The organism is Bradyrhizobium cedriense, assembly GCF_054602315.1.
The window spans coordinates 640,042-662,122 of the sequence record NZ_JBTSWB010000005.1; the positions used below are offsets into that span (position 1 = coordinate 640,042).

Consider the following 22,081-nt stretch of genomic DNA (forward strand, 5'->3'; position numbering starts at 1 on the left):
CCGGGAGGCCCGAAGGCATCTCCTGGCCCTTCTCGTTACAATGGCGGCTGCAATCCCGGGGAACTCAGCCACTTATTCACCTCGAGGGCAACATCGATCTGCCGAGCCTTCTGAAGAAGCTCGGAGCGCCGGACGCAGACAGGCATTCCCTGAGCCTGCTGGCGCAAATTGACCGCCTCTTGCGTGAGGCGGTATTCGAATGTTGAAGATCGAGATGCGCAACGAACCTGCATTGTTTGCTCCCTTTTGTGGGCGGGAGCGCGACAGGCGTTCTCATCACCGATGGATGCCTCGGGTCGGGCGGTGACGATTCTCATATAGGTGCTTGCAAGCACCTAACCAGACCGTCGAACAGACTATTTCGGTCGCTGCAAAGCCCTTGAGGCAATTCCGGCATTGTTCTTCAGCAACCAGCGGGGAAGACTGCGAAGCTCCTCCGGGGAACAGGCGGGGCGGTCGACGGCGGCCCGCTCGATCCCGCTCAGGCGAAGCGTCCGCTCGTCTCGGTCTTCAAACTCGAAAGAAGTGACGATAGTGGCCGAAGGGGTCTCAGTGTTTGGTGCTCGCGTTCCGATAAATTATCGATACGCAGAACAGCCGTTCAGTTCTCGAACGTACTTCCACTGCCAGATCGGGACGTTCGTTCTTGAAAACGGACTCTTTGGCGATCCCGGTCAGCGTTTGCATGGCTTCGACTTCGGCAGCCTTTTGATCGGGCAGGCGAAGTCCTTCCTCATCCGCAAAGAAATCGCGACCACTTTGGATGTCAAAGAAATAGCGTTCCATGAAGCACTCCATTCCATGCAGGCGGGAGCGCTCTCGGTCTCTCAGCCACCGACGCCCACAGGACAAGCCGCGGCCGGTGATGCCAGGACAATACGCCAGCCATCCCCTGGTTGCTAGAAATTACTCGGACATTGCAATCCGACCGGGCGAGTTGGCCGCGCGTTCCGCAGCGCGGGCACTGAACGTCCACGTCCTTTTGTCGTGTCCGGTCACTATGGCCGATCCGGCGTTGCCGGGCCGGTGGTTCGAGTTGAAGAGGGAGCCAGACCAGGACTGCTCGGGAGCGGCATCTGGAGGCGCCGTCCCCTGGTCCAACTTGGCGCTTTGCGGCCCTGTCATGCCGCCAAGAATGCCTTTGCGAGAAGGGGGCCCTCCAATCCTGAACCTTCAATTCAAGATTGATTCGTACTTGGGTCGCGCTGGTTCAATGACATTAACGACGCGTGAGTGGCGATTCCGTAGCTCTCCCAAAATGTGAAAAAGCTCACACGACAATCTTGGCTTCGCGTTACGTTCCGTTGGGGCGCACGAGGAGGCAGGTCATGGAGAACACACCAGCCCAGCGTCCGATATGCCGACTGTTCGGTCAATTGGAAGTCTGGGGTCGCCACGGGACCCGGGTTGAGTTTCTCAGCGAACGCTCAAAGCATCTCTTTGCCGTGCTTGCCCTGCAGAAACGGGCACCCGTCAGTCGTGACGTCCTCGTCGCGCGTCTTTGGAGCGATGGACCAGCCGAGCGTCTTCGCCGCAACCTCAGCACCGAAGTATGGCGCCTTCGTTGCGCGCTTGCGAACGCCGGCGAGAATGCCTCGCAGTGGATCAACGCCCGGCCGGAATCGCTGTCCTTGTCTGCGAACGAACAAGTCTGGATCGACATTGAAGCGTTTGATCAGTGCATCAAGGCGCCCTCACCGCAGTCGATCCCCTCAAACCCGCTTCCGACATCGGAAACCGTCGAGCAACTCTATCGTGGCGATCTTCTTCCCGAACTCAACTACGATTGGTGCCTGGCAGATAGGGAGGCCTATCGCGGCCGCTTCCTCGCCTGCCTCGAGACCCTGCTGATTGCGGCAAAGCACAGGTCCGATTGGGGAGAAGCCATCCGCATTTCTCGCCGAATCCTGGCCGAGGATTCCTTCCTCGAGCACATCCACCGCGAGATCATGCATTGCTACGACATGATGGGCGATCGGGTCGCCGCGCTACGGCACTATGAGAAGCTTCAGCTCGTATTTCGGCACGAGCTCGGAGTCTCGCCAACCCGTGAAACCACGGCGCTATTCCGTCGTCTACGCGACGATGGGGCACAGCAACCGGATTCGATCGCTCCGGAGTCCAATGTCGACCGGGACTTTGAGCGCCGGCTCGAACTCATTCAGAAGCACCTCCATCAACTCAGCCGGGAAGTTCGGGCTTTCGCTTCGATCATGCAGACGGCTCCTCGCCCGAGGCAACTGCACCAAACTATCGAGATACCGCCGGGCATCGACCTGGCAAGAAAAATTTCTCCCGCATCCTAGTTTGTGAGACGCGACCACTCCGGTTGTGACCGGCGCGAGACACCAGCGCTCGATAATCGCCCGGTGTCATGGAGTGCGGATGCTTACGAGCCGCAAACCTTGGCCGGCCGCAGTGTCCGAATCCGAACCACCAATTGCGAGGAATGATCATGCCAAATTACAAAGCATATATCGCTGCCATCGACCATTATCCAAACCCCGCAAACAACCTGCCAAGTTGTATCAACGACGCGAAAGCGTTCCATCAGAAGATCACCGACGTCTACAAATTTGCAGACGTTCGATTCGACCACGACGAAAAAGCAACCCTGCAAAACGTCGAGGCCGGACTGTCCTGGCTGTTCAACGGAGCGAGCTCGGATGATCGGCTCGTGTTCTTTTTCTCCGGCCACGGCTTCCAGGTCGCCCGGGGCCAGGATCTGGAAGAGGTGCTGTGTCTATACGACCAGTTCCTGTTCGATAACGTGCTCAGTCAAAAGTCCCAGGCGGCGCCTCCTGGCGTCTTTACGCTGATATCAGACAGCTGCCACTCAGGCGGCATGTACAAGGTCATGATGACCGACGGCCACATGGACGTCGCCCAGACCAAGGTACTCAAGGTCCCGCCGTTCATCGAGAGCGACAAGGTATTCCTTGATCCGAAGAAGGTCTCTCAACTGCGCTACCGGCCCTTCGGCGCGCGGCCCGGCGCAGCATCAAGGATGGGCAATCGCTTCGGAATGACGGCCGGAAAGGAGTTCGACGAGGCCGGCCAATTGCAGATGAATGGGATGCTGTTCTCCGCCTGCCTTGCAGACGAGACCGCATCTGCTTCGACGCCGAAGACCGGCGGCAAGTCGGCCTTCACCTACGCTCTCCTTGAGCAACTCACTGTCCTCGGTCCCAACGTCTCGAACCGGCGGCTCGTCGAAGGAACGACCAAGATGCTGCGGGACCTTGGCTTCCGGCAGACACCGGTCCTCACCGAACCCGCCAATCCCGCTGGTCTGTCCGCCGCGTCATTCCTGCTCTTCCAGGGTCAGGCCGCGCCTCCATTTTCTTCCCCCGACTGGATGACGAGGATCATCCAGGATGTACTCAGCAACCAGAGAAAGGATCCGACCATGATGCAAGACAAATCCTACGGCCAGCCTGCTGCAAGCGGCGACGAAAAGTTCTGGGGTGTGCTCGCGAGCCTCGCCTCGGTGGCTGTGCCGGCCATCGTCGATGCGCTGCGAAAGGGTGATTTCCAACCGCAAAAGGACTTCACGGCTATTCCGGGCGGCGAGGAGAAGTTCTGGCGCACCTTGCTCAACGTCGTCTCGACCGCTGTGCCGGCGGTGGTGCAGGCTTTGCGCAAGGGGGGCTACGAACCACAGAAGGATTTCTCTGGTGGTCAGGAGAAGTTCCTTGGGTCCATCCTCGGCATAGCCACGAGCTGCATGCCAACGCTGTTCCGCACAATCGCAGCGCAGGGAATTCAGCCGCAAAAGGATTTTGGCGGTGAGGAGAAGTTCTGGGGCGCTATTGCGAGCGCGATCTCGGCGACACTGCCAGTCGTTATCAACGCGCTCAGCAAGCAGGGCACCCCCGTCAAGGGATTCGAGGATGTACCCCCCGGCGATCAGAAGTTCTTCGGCGCCATCGCCAGCGTTATCGGCACACTCGGGCCGATCGTCATTCAGGCGCTGAGCAAGAGCGGTGTCGATCCGCAGAAGGACTTCCAGCAGGCCGGGCAAGAAAAGTTCCTCGGCGCCCTTATGAGCGTCATCGGCACGGTGGCGCCGGTCGTCATTCAGGCCCTGACGAAAAGCGGCGCCGAGCCGCAGAAGGACTTTGGTGGCGAGGAGAAATTCTGGGGAGCATTCGCGAACATCGTTCAGGCCGCGCTCCCCGCCGTCATCGGCGCGCTGCGCAAGGGTGATTTCCAGGGGGACAAGGACTTCGCTCCAACAATATCGGGAGCGGGCGCCGGCGATGAAAAGTTCTGGGGTGCGATCGCCCGTGTCGTGGCCTCTGCCATCCCGACGATCGTCGGTGAACTGACCAAGAGCGGTGCCGGACCAAGCACGATCTCACCGGCATTGGCTCCAAGCCTGGCCCCAAGCGGTTTGGCGATGCCGCACGACCTGATCGCAAACGTCGTCTCCTCGACGTTGCCCCAGCTGCAGCGGACACACTAGCCTGCGAGAACCCGCGCCTCCTGGCCCCAGGAGGCGCGGCCCACTGAACACGGCACGCGGGTTGCCGCCACTCGAGGCGCCCGCCGATTGTTTGGAGGCGGTCATGACCGATTTCGTTGACTTTGCGGGTGTAGCCGAGCGACGCGGCGACACCGTTCGACTCGTATCTCAAGGCAACAATGGGACTCTGCAATTCGCGGCAGATGACGTGAAGCTCGAGAGCAATCGGGTTGCAGTGCGCCTGGGCGCCGTGGCCATCGCGGTCGAGGAACCCGGCGACAGCAAGGTCGATGACCGTCCGCCCGCCGACACGCTTCGCGACACCTGTCCAAGTGGCATTACGTGTTGCATCGGATCCGTTCATATTTGTTGCGATGATTTCCGGGTGATCGGTACTTGTACAGGCGCCTGGGGCTGCGCTCGTGCGCGATTTATTCCCTGATCGAGACAGCGCGTTTTGGGCCGCTGGCGAATTCATAAACCAACAACGCTAGTCAGCTTTGGTTTACCAGTCCGGTTAAGCCTTCACGGCCGAGCCCATGACATGGTGGCTCGCAGATCGAGGGAAAACTTCGACAGGGAAAGCGTCAGGGTCAGGCCACCAAGCGCCTGACCCTCCTTTTTTCGGGGCATGCAATGCGAGCGAAGACGCCAGCGAAGTCAAAGCGCAACGGGAACAAGATCAGCCAAACGTCGGCCCATGTGTCACCCATGATATTGATGGCCACGCGAAACCTGATCAACATGATCGCGGTCGGCCTGACCTCGGGCGCGGTTCTGCTCACGCTGTTGGCGGCCAAACATTCTTGAGCAGCCGCGGATTGCCGGAGGCGATGTCATGGAAGAAACAGGCCAATGACCGGACCGGCTGGAAAACCATCTTTGACCTGGCGGAGAGGGAGGGATTCGAACCCCCGATAGGCTTGCACCTATGCCGCATTTCGAGTGCGGTGCATTCAACCACTCTGCCACCTCTCCTGAAGGCGCCAAGTAAGGAGCTGCGGCCCCTGTGGTTGGGGCGTTAATAGGCGAGGATGGCGAGCCAGACAAGGCACGGAAGACGAAAATCGGGCCGGTTATCCGCCGGACCCAGCAGCGGTCGCGGTGGCTGGCACCGCTGGCGGGTTTTGGTCTGCCTTTGAGCCGGTTCGGCCCGGAGTTTTCGCTCTTCGCCCGGTCGAGGATCGAGGCCGCGGACGCACACGCGGATCATGGCTCCGAAGGAAAGCAGGCGGGGTGGGACCGCCAGACGCGGTAAAAACTGGCGGTCCCGGTGCCGCTCATTGCAATACTGGCCGGGAAGGGCGGCTTCGCCGGCCGAGTGAAAGCGACGATTCGACCGTAACGTGCACCCCGGCCGCCGCAACGCAATCCGCTCCTTAACCTAACCGGTCAAGGTTACTCCGGGGGCATTCAGCCCAAGGGCCCTCACCCGGACCGCATCGTCGATACGCTTTGGCCTGTCCCGCAGGGAGAGGTGTCAGTGCCGGCCCGCGCACCGATCAGCCGAAGCCCGTCCTGATCTAGTCGCTCTTGTCCGCCTTGCCCTTTTTCTTCCCGGTCTCCGTGGACTCCCGGTCTTTTCCGTTACCGTTCTCCTTGCGGCGGTTGGTGAAGCGCGCATTGCCGAGCCCGGTGCCGATGGTGAGCACGCCCCAGCGCTCGACATCCTGCATGAACGGCACTTCCGACAGGCCCTGAACGACGCCGTCATTGTGCATCAGGATCGCGGTGTCGTGATCGCCGATGGCGGGGATGCCCTCGATCAGGCTCGCCGGCAGGTTGAACTTGCTGCTCTCCCAATTGCCCGGCAGGTTCTGCGCGCCCTTCTCGATCGATCCGTCCGGATTGATCACGCCGGGGCAGGCGATGCCGATGAACGGCGCGAGCTTGTAGCCTTCCTTCTCGGCTTCCGTGATCAACCCCTTCAGCATCTTGGTGAGCCGCTTCACCGCGCCTTCGCGCGTCGGCTCGTCGTCGGCATGGCGCCACAGCTCCGAATGCACCACCTTGGCCTTCGACAGATCCTTGGCCTTCTTCCAGCTGGTTTCCACGAGGCCGCAGCGAATGTTGGTGCCGCCGATGTCGACGGCGAGGATGCTGTCATGGGCCTCGAAGATCCAGGACGGTGCCAGATGCAGCGCGCCGATCAGGCCGGCTTCATCGGGGTGATGGCGGATCGGCAGCAGGTCGATCTTGAAGTCCTCGGATTTGAGGATGATCTCGGCGCGGGCGATCACGAGCTCGCCGAGTCGGGAATCGCGAAAGCCGCCGCCGACGACGATGCGCTCGGTCTTGGCCCAGGCCTTGGTCTTGAGGAAGCGGCGCGTGACATAAGCGAGCTCCTGGGAGAAATCCTCGATGGCGCTGTGCACCACGGCCGAGGCCTCGGTGTCGTCGCCGACCAGGATGGCGTCCAGCGTCTTCTTGTTGATCTCCTCCGTCGGCACCTTGCCGAACGGGTCCTCCCCCGTCTTGCGCAGCGGCTTGCGCCAGTGATCGAGGACGTCCCGGAACGCGCCCTTGCTGGCGCGATCGCCGAGAAAGCCGTCCTCGTCCTTGATCTCGATGTTGAAGCTGTCGACATCCACCGACGGCAGCCGCTCGGCGCCGTGCTGGGCGATGCCCGTCGTCTTGACCAGTTCGTCCGTTGCCATGATAGCCCTTGCCCGCGTGAGATTTGCGAGGACAACGGCGAGGGAACCCGTTGGTTGCAGCCCGGGCCGAGATTCCCCTCGGCCCTTGCAAACGCGCCAAATGCTTCAGATCTCGGGCCTTTTCCCGCGGTTTTCCTTGACTTGCGGCATCCAGCGGCTATAAGTCCCACAACCGGCGCGGGGCGTTTCTCGCGCCGCTTGCTTTTGCTCGGGTTTTCAATGGGATACGTCCCACCCGCGCAGACCCGCATGAACCCGTAACGACTGACAAAAAGCCGGCCCGGACAAACTGTCGCGAGGCCGGGATTGAACACGAAGGAAAAAAACGATGTTCGCAGTCATCAAAACCGGCGGCAAGCAATACCGCGTCGTGCCGGATGATGTCCTGGAAGTTGGCAAGATCGAAGGTGAAGTCGGCTCGATCGTGCAGTTGAATGAAGTTCTGGTGGTCGGCGGCGACACGCCGGTGCTGGGCGTTCCGACGGTGGCGGGTGCGTCCGTTGCGGTCGAGGTGCTCGACCACAAGCGCGGACCGAAGGTCATCGCGTTCAAGAAGCGCCGCCGCAAGAATTCGCGCCGCAAGCGCGGCTATCGCGACGAGATCACGGTGCTCCGCATCAGCGAGATCCTGACGGATGGCGCCAAGCCCACCAAGGGCCCGCGCCCGAAGCGGGAGAAGGTAGCCAAGGAGCCGGCAGCCGAGGCCGCCGAATAAATAGAACTGATCACGCCAATTCACGAATTGATGCGTGAGACCTTTTGAAATGATTCCGTCAAGGAATTGACCTAGACATACGCAGGATTTCGGAGACGAGCCATGGCTCACAAAAAAGCAGGCGGTTCATCGCGTAACGGACGCGATTCCAAAGGCAAGCGCCTCGGTATCAAGGCGTTCGGCGGGGAGGTCGTCACTCCCGGCAACATCATTGCGCGTCAGCGCGGCACGACCTGGCACCCCGGCCTCAATGTCGGCATGGGCACGGACCACACTCTGTTCGCCAAGATCGAGGGTCGTGTTGCGTTCCAGGCCAAAGCCAACGGCCGCACCTTCGTATCGGTGCTCCCGATCGCCGAGGCGGCTGAATAGACGGTGGATCAAATTTGGAGTCCGCCGGGTCCTGACTGAACCGGCGGAGTCCACAAGCAGGCTCCAGGGGAGGCGGGAAACCGGCCTCCCCTTTTCTTTGACTTGCTCACTTTGACTTAGTGACTTTCACGGAGCCGGACATGTTGCAGGATTTCTCGAGCGTGACCTTGCAGGAGGCGAGACCCAGCGTCGTCGCCACCGAACGGCTGACCTTGCGGCGGCCGACACTCGCCGACGTCAGGACCATCGCCCGGCTCGCCAACGACCGCCGCATCGCGGAAAACACCCGCCGGCTGCCGCATCCCTATTCGCAGGACGATGCCGTCGCATTCATCCGCGCTACTGCCGCGCTCGGCAGCGAGACCGTGTTCCTGATCGAGCACGACACAGGGCCGGTCGGCATGGTCGGCATCGACTGCTCCACATCAGGCAATGCCGAGCTCGGTTACTGGCTCGGCGTCGAGCATTGGGGCCGAGGCTATGCGACCGAAGCCGCCCGCGGTGCGATCGACTTCTTCTTCGAGGAGTTCGAGGACGAGCACCTCCATGCCGGCGCGCGCGTCACCAATCCCGCCTCGCGCAAGGTGCTGGAGAAGTGCGGCTTCCAGTGGAGCGGCGTGCAGCTGCACCGCTTCCTGGCGCTGGGCTCCTCGACGCCCGTCGACTGCTTCCGCCTCTCACGCGGCGTCTGGGCGTCGCTGAAGAGCTGGAGCAGTGCGCGGCGCATGAGGTGACTCAACCCTCCCCTGGAGGGGAGGGTGGACACCTACGCAGGCGGATTCACGTCGGCGCTCGGGCGCCCCAGATCGCGCTCGCGCAGATAGATGTAGAACCCGGCGCCGATGATGATGGCGGCGCCGACGAGGGTTGCGATCGATGGGACGTCGCCGAACACGACGAAACCGAAGATCACCGCCCAGACGATCATCGAATATTGGTAGGGCACGACGACGCTGGCCGGCGCGAGCTTGAGCGAGCGGTTGACGCAGAACAGCGCGGCGACCGAAACGCATCCCGCCAGCGCGAAGATCACGAGGCTGCCGGGTGTCGGCGGCACCCAGTGGAAGGCCGACAGCACGGCTCCCAGCGAAAACGTGCCTATGAATTGCGAGGACGCCATGACGATGTCGGGCGTCTTGCGCAGGCTGCGCGTGATCAGCATCAGGGTCGCAAACGACAGGCTGCCGCCGAGCGCGATCAGCGCCGGAAGGCTGACGGTCTGCGCGGACGGGCGCAGCGCGATCAAGACGCCGCAAAAGCCGATCAGGATGGCGGTCCAGCGCCGCCAGCCGACCTTCTCCCCGAGGAAGATCGCCGACATCGCAGTGACGAAGATCGGACCGGCGAGATAATAGGTGATGACGTCGGCGAGCGGCAGATAGACGGTCGCGAGGAAGAAGGCCGCCACCTCCAGCGTCGACAGCACCACGCGAATCAGCTGCAAGCCCGGCCGCTCCAGATGCAGGAACTGGTGACGCTGCTTCCAGACCAGCGGCGACAGCAGGAGCAGCGCCGCGCAGGCGCGCAGGAACAGCAGCTGTCCCACCGAATAGGTCCCGACCAGGAACTTGCCCATGGCGTCGCCGAACGAGAACATGAAGATCGACAGCACCATCAGCGCGATGCCGGCCAGCCGCGCCGAGCGGTCGTCATAGGCGGAGAGGTTCTTGAACAGGGGCATCGACAGAGTTTGCTTCGGGAAACGCGTCGTTGCGAGCGAAGCGAAGCAATCCAGGCTGTCACGACGGCGGCAGCCTGGATTGCTTCGTCGCTGCGCTCCTCGCGAGTGGAGGAATGGACAGCAGCGCGATCAATATGGACGTCGTGAGGTCCTTTTAATGGCGACAAGGCACCAAACAAGTCCGAGTTTGATCAATTGAACGCATTGTCGCACCGCGTGCAGCGCGATACGGATCATTCTCCAGGTCCATTCCGATGGTGCAGCGCATGAGCGATTTCGATCCCACCCGGCATCGCATGATCCCGACGCAGCGCTGGTTCGAGGATTTCGTCCTCGGCGAGCGTTTCGTGCTGCCGAGCCGCACCCAGACGTCGGCGGTGTTCGCCGCATTCCAGACCGCGAGCGGCGACACCCATCCGGTGCACTATGACGTCGAATATTGCCGCAGCCGCGGCATGCCGCATCTGCTCGCCCACGGCTTCCAGACCCTGATCCACACCGCGCCCGGCGCCGGCCTGTTTCCGTTCATGGTCGAGGAGTCCCTGGTCGGCTTTCTCGAGCAATCGAGCCGGTTCCTCAAGCCGGTGTTCGCCGACGACACCATCTATCCCGCACTCGAGGTCACCGAGCTGGTACCGGGACGCACGACCGGCGCGGTGACGCTCGCAAGCACCGTGTTCAACCAGCGCAAGGAGCTGGTGCTGGAGGGGACGCAGAAATTCCTGATCCGGCGGAGGCCTGCTGGTTAAGGAAGGGCCGAAATTCGCGGAAATTCGGCCGATTCAGGGGCAAGTCCGGGTTGCCGCGCGGGACCGGCTGGCCTACCTATGGCCCATGAAATTCCTTGACGAAGCAAAGGTCTATATCCGCTCCGGTGACGGCGGGAACGGCTGCGTGGCGTTTCGCCGCGAAAAATTCATCGAATTCGGCGGTCCCTCCGGCGGCAATGGCGGCCGCGGCGGCAATGTCATCATCGAGGTCGCCGACGGGCTCAACACGCTGATCGACTACCGCTATCAGCAGCATTTCAAGGCCCAGAAGGGTGAGAACGGCTCGGGCTCGGACCGCCACGGCGCCAACGGCAAGAACATCGTGCTGAAGGTTCCGGTGGGCACGCAGATCTTCGACGAGGACCGCGAGACGCTGATCCACGACTTCACCAAGGTCGGCGAAAAGTTCGTGCTGGCCGAGGGCGGCAATGGCGGCTTCGGCAACGCGCATTTCAAGACCTCGACCAACCGCGCGCCGCGCAATGCCAATCCAGGCCAGGTGGGCGAGGAGCGCTGGATCTGGCTGCGGCTGAAGCTGATCGCGGATGCCGGTCTCGTCGGCCTGCCCAATGCCGGCAAGTCGACCTTCCTCTCCAAGGTCAGCGCGGCCAAGCCGAAGATCGCCGACTATCCCTTCACTACGCTGCATCCGCAGCTCGGCGTCGTGAATGCCGACGGCCGCGAATTCGTGCTGGCGGACATTCCGGGCCTGATCGAGGGCGCCCATGAAGGCGTGGGTCTCGGCGACCGTTTTCTCGCTCATGTCGAGCGTTGCCGCGTGCTTCTGCATCTCGTCGACGCAACCTGCGAGCATGCCGGCAAGGCTTACAAGACGGTTCGGACGGAGCTCGACGCCTATGGCGGGCAGCTCACCGACAAGATCGAGATCGTCGCGCTGAACAAAATCGACGCGGTCGAGCCGGATGAGCTGAAGAAGCAGAAGGACCGCCTCAAGCGCGCCGCCAGGAAGACGCCGCTGCTGCTCTCCGGCGTGACCGGCCAGGGCGTCAAGGAAGCCCTGCGCGCGCTGGCTGAGGTGATCGGAGAGGCCCCGGTGTCCGCCAAGGCGAAGAGCGCGGCCGAAGCGGAGCCGTGGTCGGCGTAAAGTAAGCACCACTCTCTCCACACGTCCCCTTACGGGAGAGGTTTTCTTCGCATCATCAATAGCGCTATATCAAGCGAACGAAGGGTGGAGCGGGACGCATGGCGCGCGCGAAGAACGTTCTCTGGATCATGTGCGACCAGCTTCGCTATGACTATCTCGGCTGCACCGGCCACCCCACGCTGAAGACGCCGAACATCGACGCCATGGCCAGGCGCGGCTTGCTCTTCACCAAGGCCTATGTGCAATCGCCGATCTGCGGCCCGTCGCGGATGTCGTTCTACACCGGGCGCTACATGCGCTCGCACGGCTCGCACTGGAACGGCTGGCCGCTGCGCGTCGGCGAGCCCACGCTCGGCGATCACCTCAAGAAGATCGGCGTGCGCAACGTGCTGGTCGGCAAGACCCACATGGCGCCTGACCTCGAGGGCATGAAGGCACTCGGCATTCCCCCGGAATCGGTGATCGGCGTGCACGTCGCCGAATGCGGCTTTGAACCTTACGAGCGCGACGACGGCCTGCATCCGACCGGACGGCCGCGACCGAAATACGATGACTATCTGCGCCGGCAAGGCTTTGAAGCGACCAATCCGTGGGAGCATTGGGCGAATTCAGGCGCGGCCGACGACGGCTCGTTGCAAAACGGCTGGCTGCTGGTGCATGCCGACAAGGCCGCGCGCGTGCCGGACGAGCATTCCGAGACGCCCTACATGACGCTGCGGGCGATGGACTTCATCAGCGAGGCCGAGACCGACGGCCGTCCCTGGTGCCTGCATCTGTCCTACATCAAGCCGCACTGGCCCTACATCGCGCCCGAGCCTTACGCCAGCATGTATTCGACCGACGACATGATCCCGGTGATCCGCTCCGAGCGTGAGCGCCAGAATCCGCATCCGGTGTTCGGCGCCTATATGGACATGCGCTACTCCCGCAACATGGCGCGCGACGATGCCCGCGAAAAGGTGATCCCGACCTATATGGGCCTGATCACGCAGATCGACGACCAGATGGGCGTGCTGATGAAGTTCTTGGAAGCGCGCGATCTGCTCGACACCACCATGATCGTGTTCACCTCCGATCACGGCGATTATCTCGGCGATCACTGGATGGGCGAGAAGGACCTGTTCCACGAACAGTCTGCGAAGATCCCGCTGATCATCATCGATCCCTCCAAGGAAGCCGACGCCACGCGCGGCACGCGTTGCGATGCGCTGGTGGAGGCGATCGATCTCGCGCCGACCTTCGTCGATTATCTCGGCGGCAAGGTGCCGGGCCACATCCTCGAAGGACGTTCGCTGCTCCCGCTGCTGCGCGGGCCAACGCCGCCGGATTGGCGCAAGGTGGCGTTCTCCGAATACGACTACGCCATGCAGGACGTGCGGCTGAAGCTGAACCAGCCGATCGAACGCTGCCGTCTGTTCATGGTGTTCGACGGCCGCTGGAAATACATCCACGCCTCCGGCTTCCGGCCGATGCTGTACGATCTCGAAACCGATCCGGACGAGTACCTGGATCGCGGCGACGACCCCGATTGCGCCGCGATCATCGCGCGATTGCAGGCCGAGCTGTTCGACTGGGCGCTGCATCCGAACGGCCACGTCACCACGTCGCGCGAGAAGATCGCCGCCTATGCCGACAACCAGCTCCAGGTGAAAGGCGGCATCCTGATCGGCATCTGGGACGAGAAAGAGCTGGCGTCGATTCGTGATGGCATCGAGCAACGCGCGAAGCTCTAAGACCCTCATGGTGAGGAGGCGCCTAAGCGCCGTCTCGAACCATGCAGGCCGAGCTGCAACAGCGGGGCCTGCATCCTTCGAGACGCCGCTTCGCGGCTCCTCAGGATGAGGAAAAAGAGTAGCGCGCGAGGTTGCTAATTCTCGATCTTATAGCCCGTCGCCTTCACGATCGGCTGCCACAACGACGTGTTCGCGGCGAGCTCCTTGGTCAATCCTTCCGGCGTCGACCCGACCGGGATCATCCCGATCGCCGTCAGCTTCTCCTTCACCTCGGGCTTGGCCAGCGCCGCACTCGCGGCCGCGCCGAGCTTGCTCGCAAACTCCGGCGGGCTGCCGGCGGGAAGCCACATGCCGTACCAGGCATCCGCAACGAGATCGATGCCGCTCTCCTTCAACGTCGGAACGTCAGGCGCGAACGGCGAGCGCTCGGCACTCGAGACCGCGATGATCTTCACGCCCTTGGCACGATGCTGCGGCAGCGCGTCTGCCAGCGTGGTGATGCCGAACGAGATGTGGCCGCCGACGAGATCGTTGAGGATGGGCGCGCTGCCGCGATAGGGCACACGGGTCAGGGGAATGCCGAGGTCCTTCTCGAGCTTGGAGCCCGTGAAATGGGGAATGGTGCCGTTGCTCGGCACGCCGAACGAGGTCTTGTCCGGATGCGCCTTCAGCCACGTGACGAAACTCTTGAAATCCGGGGCGTCGATCCCCGGGCCGATCACGACGGCGAACTCGAACCGCGCCAACAGCGACACCGGCATGAAGTCCTTGGCGGTGTCGAAGCTCGGTGTCGTCTCCACCATCGGCAGCAGGTACATGGTCGGGCCGGTCGTCACCAGCACCATGCTGCCGTCGGGGCTTGCCCCCTTCACCGCCTTGATGCCGATCAGGCCGTCGCCGCCGGTGCGGTTCTCGACCACGATGGTCCGTTGCAGCAGCGGCGCCATTTCCTGCGCGATGAGACGGCACAACGTGTCGCCGCCGGCCCCCGCCGCGAACGGGAAGATGACCTTTGTAAGTCCGGCCTGCGCGTGCGCCCCGCCTGCCTGCGCCAGCAGCGGCAGCCCAAGATATCCCCCGAGACATCCGGCCATGAATTTGCGGCGATCCATGCGTTTCCTCTTTCGGCTCGTTATCGTTGGCGGCCATTAGAGCCAGGCGGACGCCGGACACAAGGCCGACCTGCGCCGTTTACCACGCCGATACCTTGCGCCGGTCACGGTCCTGCTGCAAAAGCAGGGCTCATCGGCGCCGCCTGTCGCTCCGCCGTTCCCGAGCAATTTGCATCCAGCGCCAACACATACACATGGCCAGCCCCGAACTCAGTCAATTCCGCCGCATCGTCGTCAAGGTCGGCTCCGCGCTGCTGGTCGATTCCGACAAGGGCGAGGTGCGGGCGTCCTGGCTGGCTGCGCTGGCCGACGACATGGCGAAACTGCACCGCGAGGGCCGCGACGTGCTGGTGGTCTCCTCGGGCTCGATCGCGCTCGGCCGCAGCCGGCTCAAGCTGCCGCGTGGTCCGCTGAAGCTGGAGGAGAGCCAGGCCGCCGCCGCGGTCGGCCAGATCGCGCTGGCCCGGATCTGGTCGGAGGTGCTCGGGGCGCACGGCATCGGCGCCGGCCAGATCCTGGTGACGCTGCAGGACACCGAGGAGCGCCGCCGCTATCTCAATGCCCGCTCCACCATCGGCAAGCTGCTGGAATGGCGCGCGATCCCGGTGATCAACGAGAACGACACGGTCGCCACCAACGAGATCCGCTACGGCGACAATGACCGTCTCGCCGCGCGCGTCGCCACCATGGCGAGCGCCGACCTGCTCGTGCTGCTGTCCGACATCGACGGGCTCTACGACGCCCCGCCCAAGAACAATCCGAACGCCAGGCTGATTCCCGTGGTCGAAAGCATCTCCTCGGAGATCGAGGCGGTGGCGGGAGACGCCGAGTCCGAGCTGTCGCGCGGCGGCATGCGCACCAAGGTCGAGGCGGCCAAGATCGCGACGACTGGCGGCACCCATATGCTGATCGCATCCGGCAAGATCGAGCACCCCCTGCAGGCCATCGCCGATGGCGGCCGCTGCACATGGTTCCTGACGCCGGCCAACCCCATCACCTCGCGCAAGCGCTGGATCGCGGGCACGCTGGAGCCGAAGGGCACGCTGACCATCGATGCGGGCGCCGTGACGGCGCTACGCGCCGGCGCCAGCCTGCTGCCGGCCGGCGTGATCAAGGTCGAGGGCCAGTTCGCCCGCGGCGATGCCGTGATCGTGCGTGGCCCCGACACCAGCGAGGTCGGCCGCGGCCTGATCGCCTATGACGCCGCGGTCGCCGAGCGAATCAAGGGCCGCTCCTCCCCGGACGTGATGTCCATCCTCGGCATGAGCGGCCGGTCGGAGATGATCCACCGGGACGATCTGGTGGTGGGCGGGTAGGCCTCTGCCGTCATGCCCGGGCTTGTCCCGGGCATCTACGTTCTTGGTACCGCGCGAAAGGTCGTGGATGGCCGGGACAGGCCCGGCCATGACGGCCGGGGTGGGCCAGTGCCACCCATGAGGGAAACCTGCCATACCCCGCCCGCCCTTCGCAAAAGCGGGATTTCCGTGCTAGGACACCGCCTTAGCAGAAGGTTGACCCCATGGCCGCCCCCCTCAAAGCCGTTGACGGCAATGCCGATCGGACTAGCGATCTCTTGGCGCTGATGTCCGATCTCGCCAGCCATGCCCGCGCTGCCGCGCGCGTGCTGGCGCTGGCGCCGCCGGAGCAGAAGAACCGGGCGCTCGAGGCCATGGAGCGGGCGATCCGCGCAAACTCTGCTGCGATCCTCGCCGCGAATGCCGAGGACGTCGCCGAGGCACGCGCCTCCGGCAACATGACCGCTTCCTTCATCGACCGCCTGACGCTGACGCCGGCGCGGATCGAGGGCATGGCCGAAGGTATCGCCATCGTGCGCGGCATCGCCGATCCGGTCGGTGTCGTCATGGAGAGCTGGCAGCGGCCGAACGGCATGACGATCGAGCGCGTGCGCGTGCCGCTCGGCGTCGTCGGCGTGATCTTCGAGAGCCGGCCCAACGTCGCGGCCGACGCCGGGGTGCTGTGCCTGAAGTCCGGCAATGCCGTGATCCTGCGCGGCGGCTCCGACAGTTTCCGGTCGTGCCGCGCCATACATGAATGCCTGGTGCAGGGCCTGCGCGATGCGGGCCTGCCCGAAGCCGCGATCACGCTGGTGCCGACGCGCGACCGCGCCGCGGTCGGCATGATGCTGTCAGGCCTGAACGGCGCCATCGACGTGATCGTGCCGCGCGGCGGCAAGAGCCTCGTCGCACGCGTCGAGCAGGAGGCGCGCGTTCCGGTGTTCGCGCATCTCGAAGGCGTCAACCACGTCTATGTCGACGGCAGCGCCGACCTCGCCATGGCGAAGTCGATCGTGCTCAACGCCAAGATGCGACGTACCGGCGTCTGCGGCGCGGCCGAGACGCTGCTGGTCGATCGCGCCGCTGCCGGCAAGAACCTGAAGCCGCTGGTGGAGATGCTTCTCGATGCCGGCTGCGAGGTGCGCGGCGACGACGCCGTGCAGAAGACCGATGCACGGGTCAAGCCTGCCAGCGAAGACGATTGGGACACCGAATATCTCGACGCGATCATCGCGGCGAAGGTGGTCGACGGCGTCGACGGCGCGATCGCGCACATCCAGAGCCACGGCTCGCATCACACCGATGCGATCGTGAGCGCGGACGAGCGTGCGGCGAACAAGTTCCTGAACGAGGTCGATTCCGCGATCGTGCTCCACAACGCCTCGACGCAGTTCGCCGATGGCGGCGAGTTCGGCTTCGGCGCCGAGATCGGCATCGCTACCGGCCGTTTCCACGCCCGCGGCCCCGTCGGCGCCGAGCAGCTCACGAGCTTCAAATATCGCGTTCACGGCACCGGGCAGACGCGGCCGTAGACGTCGCGAGGCGCGGACATTGAGCAACAATTTCGTCGTGCCGCGCTTCCCGGCGCAAGCAGTCCCGCCCCACACGCCGGGCATGCGCATCGGCCTGCTCGGCGGTTCGTTCAATCCGCCGCATCAGGCGCATCGCGCCATCAGCCGGTTCGCGCTGAAGCGATTGCAGCTCGATCGCGTGTGGTGGCTGGTCACGCCGGGCAATCCGCTCAAGGAGAACGGCACGCTGCACGAGCTCGGCGCACGCGTGCAGGCCGCGCGCGACATCGCGAACGATCCGCGCATCGAGGTGAGCTGTCTCGAATCCGTCATTCACACGCGCTACACTATCGACACGATCAACATCTTGCGCCGCCGCTTTCCTGGCTTGCGCTTTGTCTGGATCATGGGCGCCGACAATCTGGCTCAATTCCATCGTTGGCAGGAGTGGCGCCGCATCGCCGCACAGGTGCCGATTGCAGTCATCGACCGCCCTCCGCAGAGTTTTCGCGCTCTCGGCTCGGTCGCCGCCCAGGCGTTATCGAGGTACCGGCTGCCGGAGAATAAGGCGGCACTGCTTGCGGATCGGCCGGCGCCGGCCTGGGTATTCCTGACCGGATTGAAGCTGAATCTGTCCTCGACGGGCCTGCGGAACCCGGACGGGAGCTGGAAAGGTACGAAGTGAGACGAAGTGTGCGGACTGAGGGCTCTCTGGCATATTGAAACCCTTAACCCCACATGATGTAGTGTAACCAGTGGGCGCCGGATTCGGCGCTCGCGATACAGTGAAAGGAATGGTCCCTGGCCACATCTGTATTGTCCAAGTCAGCTTCGACAAAGTCTGTTTTACCCAAGGTTGCCAAGCCAACGCGTAAAACATCGACCCAAGCTGCGGCCTTGAAGGCGCAACCCGACGCCGACAAGACGCTGAGCCTGATCCTCTCCCGCCTCGAGGACATGAAGGCGGAAGAGACGGTCACCATCGACCTTCGCGGCAAATCGGCGTATTCCGACTACATGATCGTCACCACCGGCCGGGTGAACCGGCACGTCGGCGCGATCGCGGAGAACGTCACCAAGAGCCTCAAGGAAAACGGCATCAAGAACATCCATGTCGAGGGCTTGCCCAATTGCGACTGGGTGCTGATCGATTCCGGCGACGTGATCGTGCACGTGTTCAGACCCGAAGTCCGCGAGTTCTACAATCTCGAGAGATTGTACACGCAGGGCCCGGGGGCGGCGAAGGCGATCTAGGCTCATCGAGCCGATTTCGAATCGGCTGACGCGCATGCTAGCGTCGTGCGCGCGCCCGTGGCGTGCGGTCTTGAAACGCGACCCTGAAGAAGATCATGCGTGTTGCCGTCATTGCGGTGGGCCGGCTGAAGCAAGGCCCCGAACGGGAACTTGCCGACCGCTATTTCGAGCGGTTCGAGGAGACCGGCCGCAAGCTCGGATTTCGCGATCTGACCGTCCATGAAATTCCCGAAAGCCGTGCGCGCGACGCGGCGACGCGGATGGCCGAAGAGGCCGCCGCGATAAGCGCGCATGTGCCGGAGAAATCGATCCTGGTGGCGCTGGACGAGCGCGGCCAGAATCTCGACTCCACCGTATTCGCACGGCATCTCGGGCGCTGGCGCGACGAGGGTGCCGGACATACTTTCTTCGTGATCGGAGGGGCGGACGGACTTTCGCCCGAATTGCGCCGTAAGGCCAAGCTCGCGATCGCGTTCGGCTCTGCGACCTGGCCGCACCAAATGGTCCGCGTCATGCTTCTGGAACAGCTTTATCGGGCCGCCACCATTCTGGCCGGCCACCCCTATCACCGCGCGTGATGCGCGCCACAACGAGCACCTTTGCCGACACGATGCGAGCGCCGCTCCTCAACCTGTTGCTGATCGCAAGCGTCGCCGGCGCAAGCCTCGCGCAAGCCCAGACGGCAACACCGGCTCCGCAGACCGCGGCGATCTCGCCCGATGCGATCAAGCAGCGCGAGCAGGAGCTCGAGGCCGCGCGTGCGAGGCAGAAGAGCGCGGAAGAAGCGCAGGCCAAGCTCAAGGCCGAGATCGCGGCGCTCGGCCAGGACCGCACCCAGCTCAATCAGCAGCTGATCGAGACCGCCGCCAGTGTTCGCACCGTGGAGACCAAGATCGACGAGGCCGAAGCGCGACTGCGCGCGCTGAACGGCCGCGAGCAGCAGATGCGCTCCTCGCTCGATTCGCGCCGTGCCGACATCGTCGAGGTGCTGGCGGCCTTGCAGCGCGCCGGAAGGCGCACGCCGCCGGCGCTGCTGGTGCGGCCCGAAGACGCGTTGCAATCGCTGCGCACGGCGATGCTGCTCGGCGCCGTCGTGCCGGAATTGCGCGGCCGAGCCGAGAAGATCGCGGCCGAACTCGGCGAGCTCGTTGCCCTGCGCAAGACGATCGCCACCGAGCGTGACCAGCTCGCCTCCGATCGCGACAAGGTCCGCAACGACCAGACCCGGCTCGCCGCCCTGGTCGACGAGCGGCAGCGCCAGCAGGCGGCGCGTGAGAAAGACTTGGACACCGAGAGCTCGCGCGCCATCGCGCTATCAAAGCAGGTCGGCGATCTCCAGGGGCTGATTGCCAAGATGGAGCAGGACCTGCAAAGCGCCGCCAAGGCTGCCGAGAAGGCCGCGGAGGCCGCAAGGCAGGCCGAGGCGAAGGCGGCCGCCAGCGCCAAGTCCGGCCCCGGCGCTTTCAAGGACAAGTCCCGCACAACGCCGGCGATGGCCTTCGCCTCGGCCAAGGGTCTCCTGCCTCTACCGGTTAACGGTAACAAGATCAGGGACTTTGGCGGTTCCGACGGAATCGGCGGGGTCCAGAAGGGCATTTCGCTGGCTACCAAGCCCGGCTCCCAGGTCACGACCCCGTGTGACGGCTGGGTGGTCTATGCCGGCCCCTTCCGCAGCTATGGACAACTCTTGATCCTCAATGCCGGGGGCGGGTATCATGTCCTGATCGCCGGGATGGAGCGCATTTCGGTCAGCATCGGTCAGTTTGTGCTCACGGGGGAGCCGGTCGCGACCATGGGGTCGACATCGCAAGTCGCCTCCATTCTCGCCACGAACGCGAGTCAACCTGTGCTGTATGTCGAGTTCCGTAAAGACGGCACTCCAATCGATCCAGGCCCATGGTGGGCCGCAAATGAAGGCGAGAAGGTTCGCGGATGATGCGCAAGACTTCAGTAATCCTCCTCAGCGCCGCCACCGGTGCAGCGCTGACGCTGTTCGTGACCCAGCCCCGCGCGGTGTTCATGGGCTCCAGCGCGCGAGCCGCCACCGCGGACACCTATCGCCAGCTCAATCTGTTCGGCGACGTCTTCGAGCGCGTGCGCTCCGACTATGTCGAGAAGCCCGACGACACCAAGCTGATCGAGTCCGCCATCAGCGGCATGCTCACCGGCCTCGATCCACATTCGAGCTACATGGACGCCAAGAGCTTCCGCGACATGCAGGTGCAGACGCGCGGTGAGTTCGGCGGCCTCGGCATCGAGGTGACGATGGAAGACGGCCTGATCAAGGTGGTCTCGCCGATCGACGACACGCCGGCCTCGCGCGCCGGCGTCATGGCCAACGACATCATCACCAATCTCGACGACGAGGCGGTGCAGGGCCTGACCCTCAACCAGGCTGTCGAGAAGATGCGCGGCCCGGTCAACACCAAGATCAAGCTGAAGATCATCCGCAAGGGCCAGGACAATCCGATCGACGTCACCCTGGTGCGCGACAACATCCGCGTCCGCTCCGTGCGCGCGCGCATCGAGCAGGACGACATCGGCTATATCCGCATCACCACCTTCAACGAGCAGACCACCGAAGGCCTGAAGCGCGAGGTCTCCAACCTCTCGAACCAGATCGGCGACAAGCTCAAGGGCTTCATCATCGACCTCCGCAACAATCCGGGCGGCCTGCTCGAGGAAGCGGTCACCGTCTCCGACTCGTTCCTGGAGAAGGGCGAGATCGTCTCGACCCGCGGCCGCAATGCCGAGGAGACCCAGCGCCGCACCGCACATGCGGGCGATCTGACAAAGGGCAAGCCGGTCATCGTGCTGGTCAATGGCGGCTCGGCCTCGGCTTCGGAAATCGTCGCCGGCGCGCTGCAGGACCACAAGCGGGCGACGATCGTCGGCACGCGCTCGTTCGGCAAGGGCTCGGTGCAGACCATCATTCCGCTCGGAAGCGGTAACGGCGCGCTGCGGCTGACCACGGCGCGCTACTACACGCCGTCGGGCAAGTCGATCCAGGCCAAGGGCATCGTGCCCGACATCGAGGTGCTGCAGGATGTTCCGGACGAGCTGAAGTCGCGCACCGACACCAAGGGCGAGGCTTCGCTGCGCGGCCATCTGAAGAACGACGGCGACGAGAAGACCGGATCACAGTCCTACGTCCCGCCGGATGCCAAGGACGACAAGGCGCTCAAGCTCGCCGGCGACCTGCTCCACGGCATCAAGAACAGCGCCTCCGCCGCGCCCACGCCGGGCGGCGACAACAAGGCTACGACCGACAAGCCCAAAGCGGCGAACTAAGTCCTCGCAGTCTGCGATCTGACGGAAAGGGCGGCTCCCGGAGCCGCCCTTTTTGCTGGCAACTCCGATCCCCCGGCCTATCCCGGCCTGCCGCCGCTTGACCTCGGCGTGGTATCG

20 protein-coding genes and 1 tRNA gene are annotated in these 22,081 nt (G+C 63.7%); 16 read left to right on the plus strand and 5 right to left on the minus strand.

What is annotated here, in order from left to right:
• Window positions 1–549: 549 nt before the first annotated feature.
• Entirely contained in the window at window positions 550–786 is a 237-nt protein-coding gene (locus tag ACYCVF_RS24305) for a DUF6894 family protein (protein ID WP_459603580.1), read from the minus strand.
• 542 nt (window positions 787–1,328) lie between these two features.
• Here ACYCVF_RS24305 and ACYCVF_RS24310 point away from each other — a divergent pair.
• The 3 genes from ACYCVF_RS24310 to ACYCVF_RS24320 all read left to right on the plus strand — a co-directional run bounded on the left by ACYCVF_RS24310 (window position 1,329) and on the right by ACYCVF_RS24320 (window position 4,910).
• The gene (locus ACYCVF_RS24310; protein ID WP_459603579.1) at window positions 1,329–2,306 is read left to right on the plus strand and encodes an AfsR/SARP family transcriptional regulator; all 978 of its coding nucleotides are present in this window, start codon (window positions 1,329–1,331) and stop codon (window positions 2,304–2,306) included.
• Window positions 2,307–2,455: 149 nt separating this feature from the next.
• Window positions 2,456–4,468, plus strand: a complete 2,013-nt coding sequence (locus ACYCVF_RS24315) for a caspase family protein (RefSeq protein ID WP_459603578.1) — start codon at window positions 2,456–2,458, stop codon at window positions 4,466–4,468.
• A gap of 103 nt (window positions 4,469–4,571) precedes the next feature.
• Entirely contained in the window at window positions 4,572–4,910 is a 339-nt protein-coding gene (locus tag ACYCVF_RS24320) for a hypothetical protein (protein ID WP_459603577.1), read from the plus strand.
• Window positions 4,911–5,356: 446 nt separating this feature from the next.
• Here the strand turns inward: ACYCVF_RS24320 and ACYCVF_RS24325 are convergent.
• A tRNA-Ser gene (locus ACYCVF_RS24325) sits at window positions 5,357–5,446 on the minus strand.
• A 545-nt stretch (window positions 5,447–5,991) separates the two neighbouring features.
• Entirely contained in the window at window positions 5,992–7,125 is a 1,134-nt protein-coding gene (locus ACYCVF_RS24330) for an ROK family protein (protein WP_459603576.1), read from the minus strand.
• Window positions 7,126–7,453: 328 nt separating this feature from the next.
• Between ACYCVF_RS24330 and rplU the strand changes: the two genes are divergently transcribed.
• The 3 genes from rplU (at window position 7,454) to ACYCVF_RS24345 (ending at window position 8,946) form a co-directional block, all read left to right on the plus strand.
• A complete protein-coding gene (rplU, locus tag ACYCVF_RS24335) occupies window positions 7,454–7,840 on the plus strand; it encodes a 50S ribosomal protein L21 (protein ID WP_061028931.1) in 387 nt (128 codons plus the stop codon).
• A 102-nt stretch (window positions 7,841–7,942) separates the two neighbouring features.
• Window positions 7,943–8,212: a 50S ribosomal protein L27 gene (gene rpmA, locus ACYCVF_RS24340; protein ID WP_024338898.1), complete on the plus strand. Its 270-nt coding sequence runs from the start codon at window positions 7,943–7,945 to the stop codon at window positions 8,210–8,212.
• Between the two features lie 140 nt (window positions 8,213–8,352).
• Window positions 8,353–8,946, plus strand: coding sequence for a GNAT family N-acetyltransferase (locus ACYCVF_RS24345; protein ID WP_459603575.1), 594 nt, complete (start codon window positions 8,353–8,355; stop codon window positions 8,944–8,946).
• Between the two features lie 32 nt (window positions 8,947–8,978).
• Here the strand turns inward: ACYCVF_RS24345 and ACYCVF_RS24350 are convergent, their stop codons facing one another.
• Window positions 8,979–9,893: a DMT family transporter gene (locus ACYCVF_RS24350; RefSeq protein WP_459603574.1), complete on the minus strand. Its 915-nt coding sequence runs from the start codon at window positions 9,891–9,893 to the stop codon at window positions 8,979–8,981.
• Window positions 9,894–10,159: 266 nt separating this feature from the next.
• Here ACYCVF_RS24350 and ACYCVF_RS24355 point away from each other — a divergent pair, with 266 nt between their 5' ends.
• The 3 genes from ACYCVF_RS24355 (at window position 10,160) to ACYCVF_RS24365 (ending at window position 13,501) form a co-directional block, all read left to right on the plus strand.
• Window positions 10,160–10,642 carry a MaoC family dehydratase gene (locus ACYCVF_RS24355; protein WP_459603573.1) on the plus strand — a complete coding sequence of 161 codons (483 nt, stop codon included), beginning with the start codon at window positions 10,160–10,162 and terminating at the stop codon, window positions 10,640–10,642.
• A gap of 85 nt (window positions 10,643–10,727) precedes the next feature.
• Complete coding sequence (gene obgE / locus ACYCVF_RS24360; RefSeq protein ID WP_459603572.1) at window positions 10,728–11,768, plus strand: GTPase ObgE; 1,041 nt, start codon at window positions 10,728–10,730, stop codon at window positions 11,766–11,768.
• A 98-nt stretch (window positions 11,769–11,866) separates the two neighbouring features.
• Complete coding sequence (locus tag ACYCVF_RS24365) at window positions 11,867–13,501, plus strand: alkaline phosphatase family protein (RefSeq protein WP_459603571.1); 1,635 nt, start codon at window positions 11,867–11,869, stop codon at window positions 13,499–13,501.
• A 134-nt stretch (window positions 13,502–13,635) separates the two neighbouring features.
• Here the strand turns inward: ACYCVF_RS24365 and ACYCVF_RS24370 are convergent, their stop codons facing one another.
• Entirely contained in the window at window positions 13,636–14,613 is a 978-nt protein-coding gene (locus tag ACYCVF_RS24370) for a Bug family tripartite tricarboxylate transporter substrate binding protein (RefSeq protein ID WP_459603570.1), read from the minus strand.
• Window positions 14,614–14,807: 194 nt separating this feature from the next.
• Here ACYCVF_RS24370 and proB point away from each other — a divergent pair, with 194 nt between their 5' ends.
• From proB to ACYCVF_RS24405, 7 genes are all read left to right on the plus strand, one after another.
• A complete protein-coding gene (gene proB / locus ACYCVF_RS24375; RefSeq protein ID WP_459603569.1) occupies window positions 14,808–15,929 on the plus strand; it encodes a glutamate 5-kinase in 1,122 nt (373 codons plus the stop codon).
• Window positions 15,930–16,132: 203 nt separating this feature from the next.
• Window positions 16,133–17,440, plus strand: a complete 1,308-nt coding sequence (locus tag ACYCVF_RS24380; protein WP_459603568.1) for a glutamate-5-semialdehyde dehydrogenase — start codon at window positions 16,133–16,135, stop codon at window positions 17,438–17,440.
• Between the two features lie 19 nt (window positions 17,441–17,459).
• On the plus strand, window positions 17,460–18,104 hold the full coding sequence (locus ACYCVF_RS24385) for a nicotinate-nucleotide adenylyltransferase (RefSeq protein ID WP_459603567.1): 645 nt from the start codon (window positions 17,460–17,462) through the stop codon (window positions 18,102–18,104).
• Window positions 18,105–18,316: 212 nt separating this feature from the next.
• The gene (gene rsfS, locus ACYCVF_RS24390; protein ID WP_024338888.1) at window positions 18,317–18,673 is read left to right on the plus strand and encodes a ribosome silencing factor; all 357 of its coding nucleotides are present in this window, start codon (window positions 18,317–18,319) and stop codon (window positions 18,671–18,673) included.
• Between the two features lie 95 nt (window positions 18,674–18,768).
• A complete protein-coding gene (rlmH, locus tag ACYCVF_RS24395; RefSeq protein WP_459603566.1) occupies window positions 18,769–19,251 on the plus strand; it encodes a 23S rRNA (pseudouridine(1915)-N(3))-methyltransferase RlmH in 483 nt (160 codons plus the stop codon).
• A gap of 32 nt (window positions 19,252–19,283) precedes the next feature.
• Entirely contained in the window at window positions 19,284–20,609 is a 1,326-nt protein-coding gene (locus tag ACYCVF_RS24400) for a murein hydrolase activator EnvC family protein (RefSeq protein ID WP_459603565.1), read from the plus strand.
• Window positions 20,606–21,964, plus strand: a complete 1,359-nt coding sequence (locus ACYCVF_RS24405) for a S41 family peptidase (protein WP_459603564.1) — start codon at window positions 20,606–20,608, stop codon at window positions 21,962–21,964. The genes ACYCVF_RS24400 and ACYCVF_RS24405 overlap by 4 nt, the downstream gene beginning before the upstream one ends.
• Window positions 21,965–22,081: the final 117 nt, after the last annotated feature.

Coding starts and splice junctions, on each gene's coding strand:
- ACYCVF_RS24345 (WP_459603575.1), top strand. CDS start 8,353: ATGTTGCAGGATTTCTCGAGCGTGACCTTGCAGGAGGCGAGACCCAGC.
- obgE (WP_459603572.1), top strand. CDS start 10,728: ATGAAATTCCTTGACGAAGCAAAGGTCTATATCCGCTCCGGTGACGGC.
- ACYCVF_RS24315 (WP_459603578.1), top strand. CDS start 2,456: ATGCCAAATTACAAAGCATATATCGCTGCCATCGACCATTATCCAAAC.
- ACYCVF_RS24310 (WP_459603579.1), top strand. CDS start 1,329: ATGGAGAACACACCAGCCCAGCGTCCGATATGCCGACTGTTCGGTCAA.
- rlmH (WP_459603566.1), top strand. CDS start 18,769: ATGCGTGTTGCCGTCATTGCGGTGGGCCGGCTGAAGCAAGGCCCCGAA.
- ACYCVF_RS24365 (WP_459603571.1), top strand. CDS start 11,867: ATGGCGCGCGCGAAGAACGTTCTCTGGATCATGTGCGACCAGCTTCGC.
- ACYCVF_RS24320 (WP_459603577.1), top strand. CDS start 4,572: ATGACCGATTTCGTTGACTTTGCGGGTGTAGCCGAGCGACGCGGCGAC.
- ACYCVF_RS24405 (WP_459603564.1), top strand. CDS start 20,606: ATGATGCGCAAGACTTCAGTAATCCTCCTCAGCGCCGCCACCGGTGCA.
- ACYCVF_RS24330 (WP_459603576.1), bottom strand. CDS start 7,125: ATGGCAACGGACGAACTGGTCAAGACGACGGGCATCGCCCAGCACGGC.
- ACYCVF_RS24305 (WP_459603580.1), bottom strand. CDS start 786: ATGGAACGCTATTTCTTTGACATCCAAAGTGGTCGCGATTTCTTTGCG.
- ACYCVF_RS24355 (WP_459603573.1), top strand. CDS start 10,160: ATGAGCGATTTCGATCCCACCCGGCATCGCATGATCCCGACGCAGCGC.
- ACYCVF_RS24400 (WP_459603565.1), top strand. CDS start 19,284: ATGCGAGCGCCGCTCCTCAACCTGTTGCTGATCGCAAGCGTCGCCGGC.
- rplU (WP_061028931.1), top strand. CDS start 7,454: ATGTTCGCAGTCATCAAAACCGGCGGCAAGCAATACCGCGTCGTGCCG.
- proB (WP_459603569.1), top strand. CDS start 14,808: ATGGCCAGCCCCGAACTCAGTCAATTCCGCCGCATCGTCGTCAAGGTC.
- ACYCVF_RS24380 (WP_459603568.1), top strand. CDS start 16,133: ATGGCCGCCCCCCTCAAAGCCGTTGACGGCAATGCCGATCGGACTAGC.
- rpmA (WP_024338898.1), top strand. CDS start 7,943: ATGGCTCACAAAAAAGCAGGCGGTTCATCGCGTAACGGACGCGATTCC.
- ACYCVF_RS24350 (WP_459603574.1), bottom strand. CDS start 9,893: ATGCCCCTGTTCAAGAACCTCTCCGCCTATGACGACCGCTCGGCGCGG.
- ACYCVF_RS24370 (WP_459603570.1), bottom strand. CDS start 14,613: ATGGATCGCCGCAAATTCATGGCCGGATGTCTCGGGGGATATCTTGGG.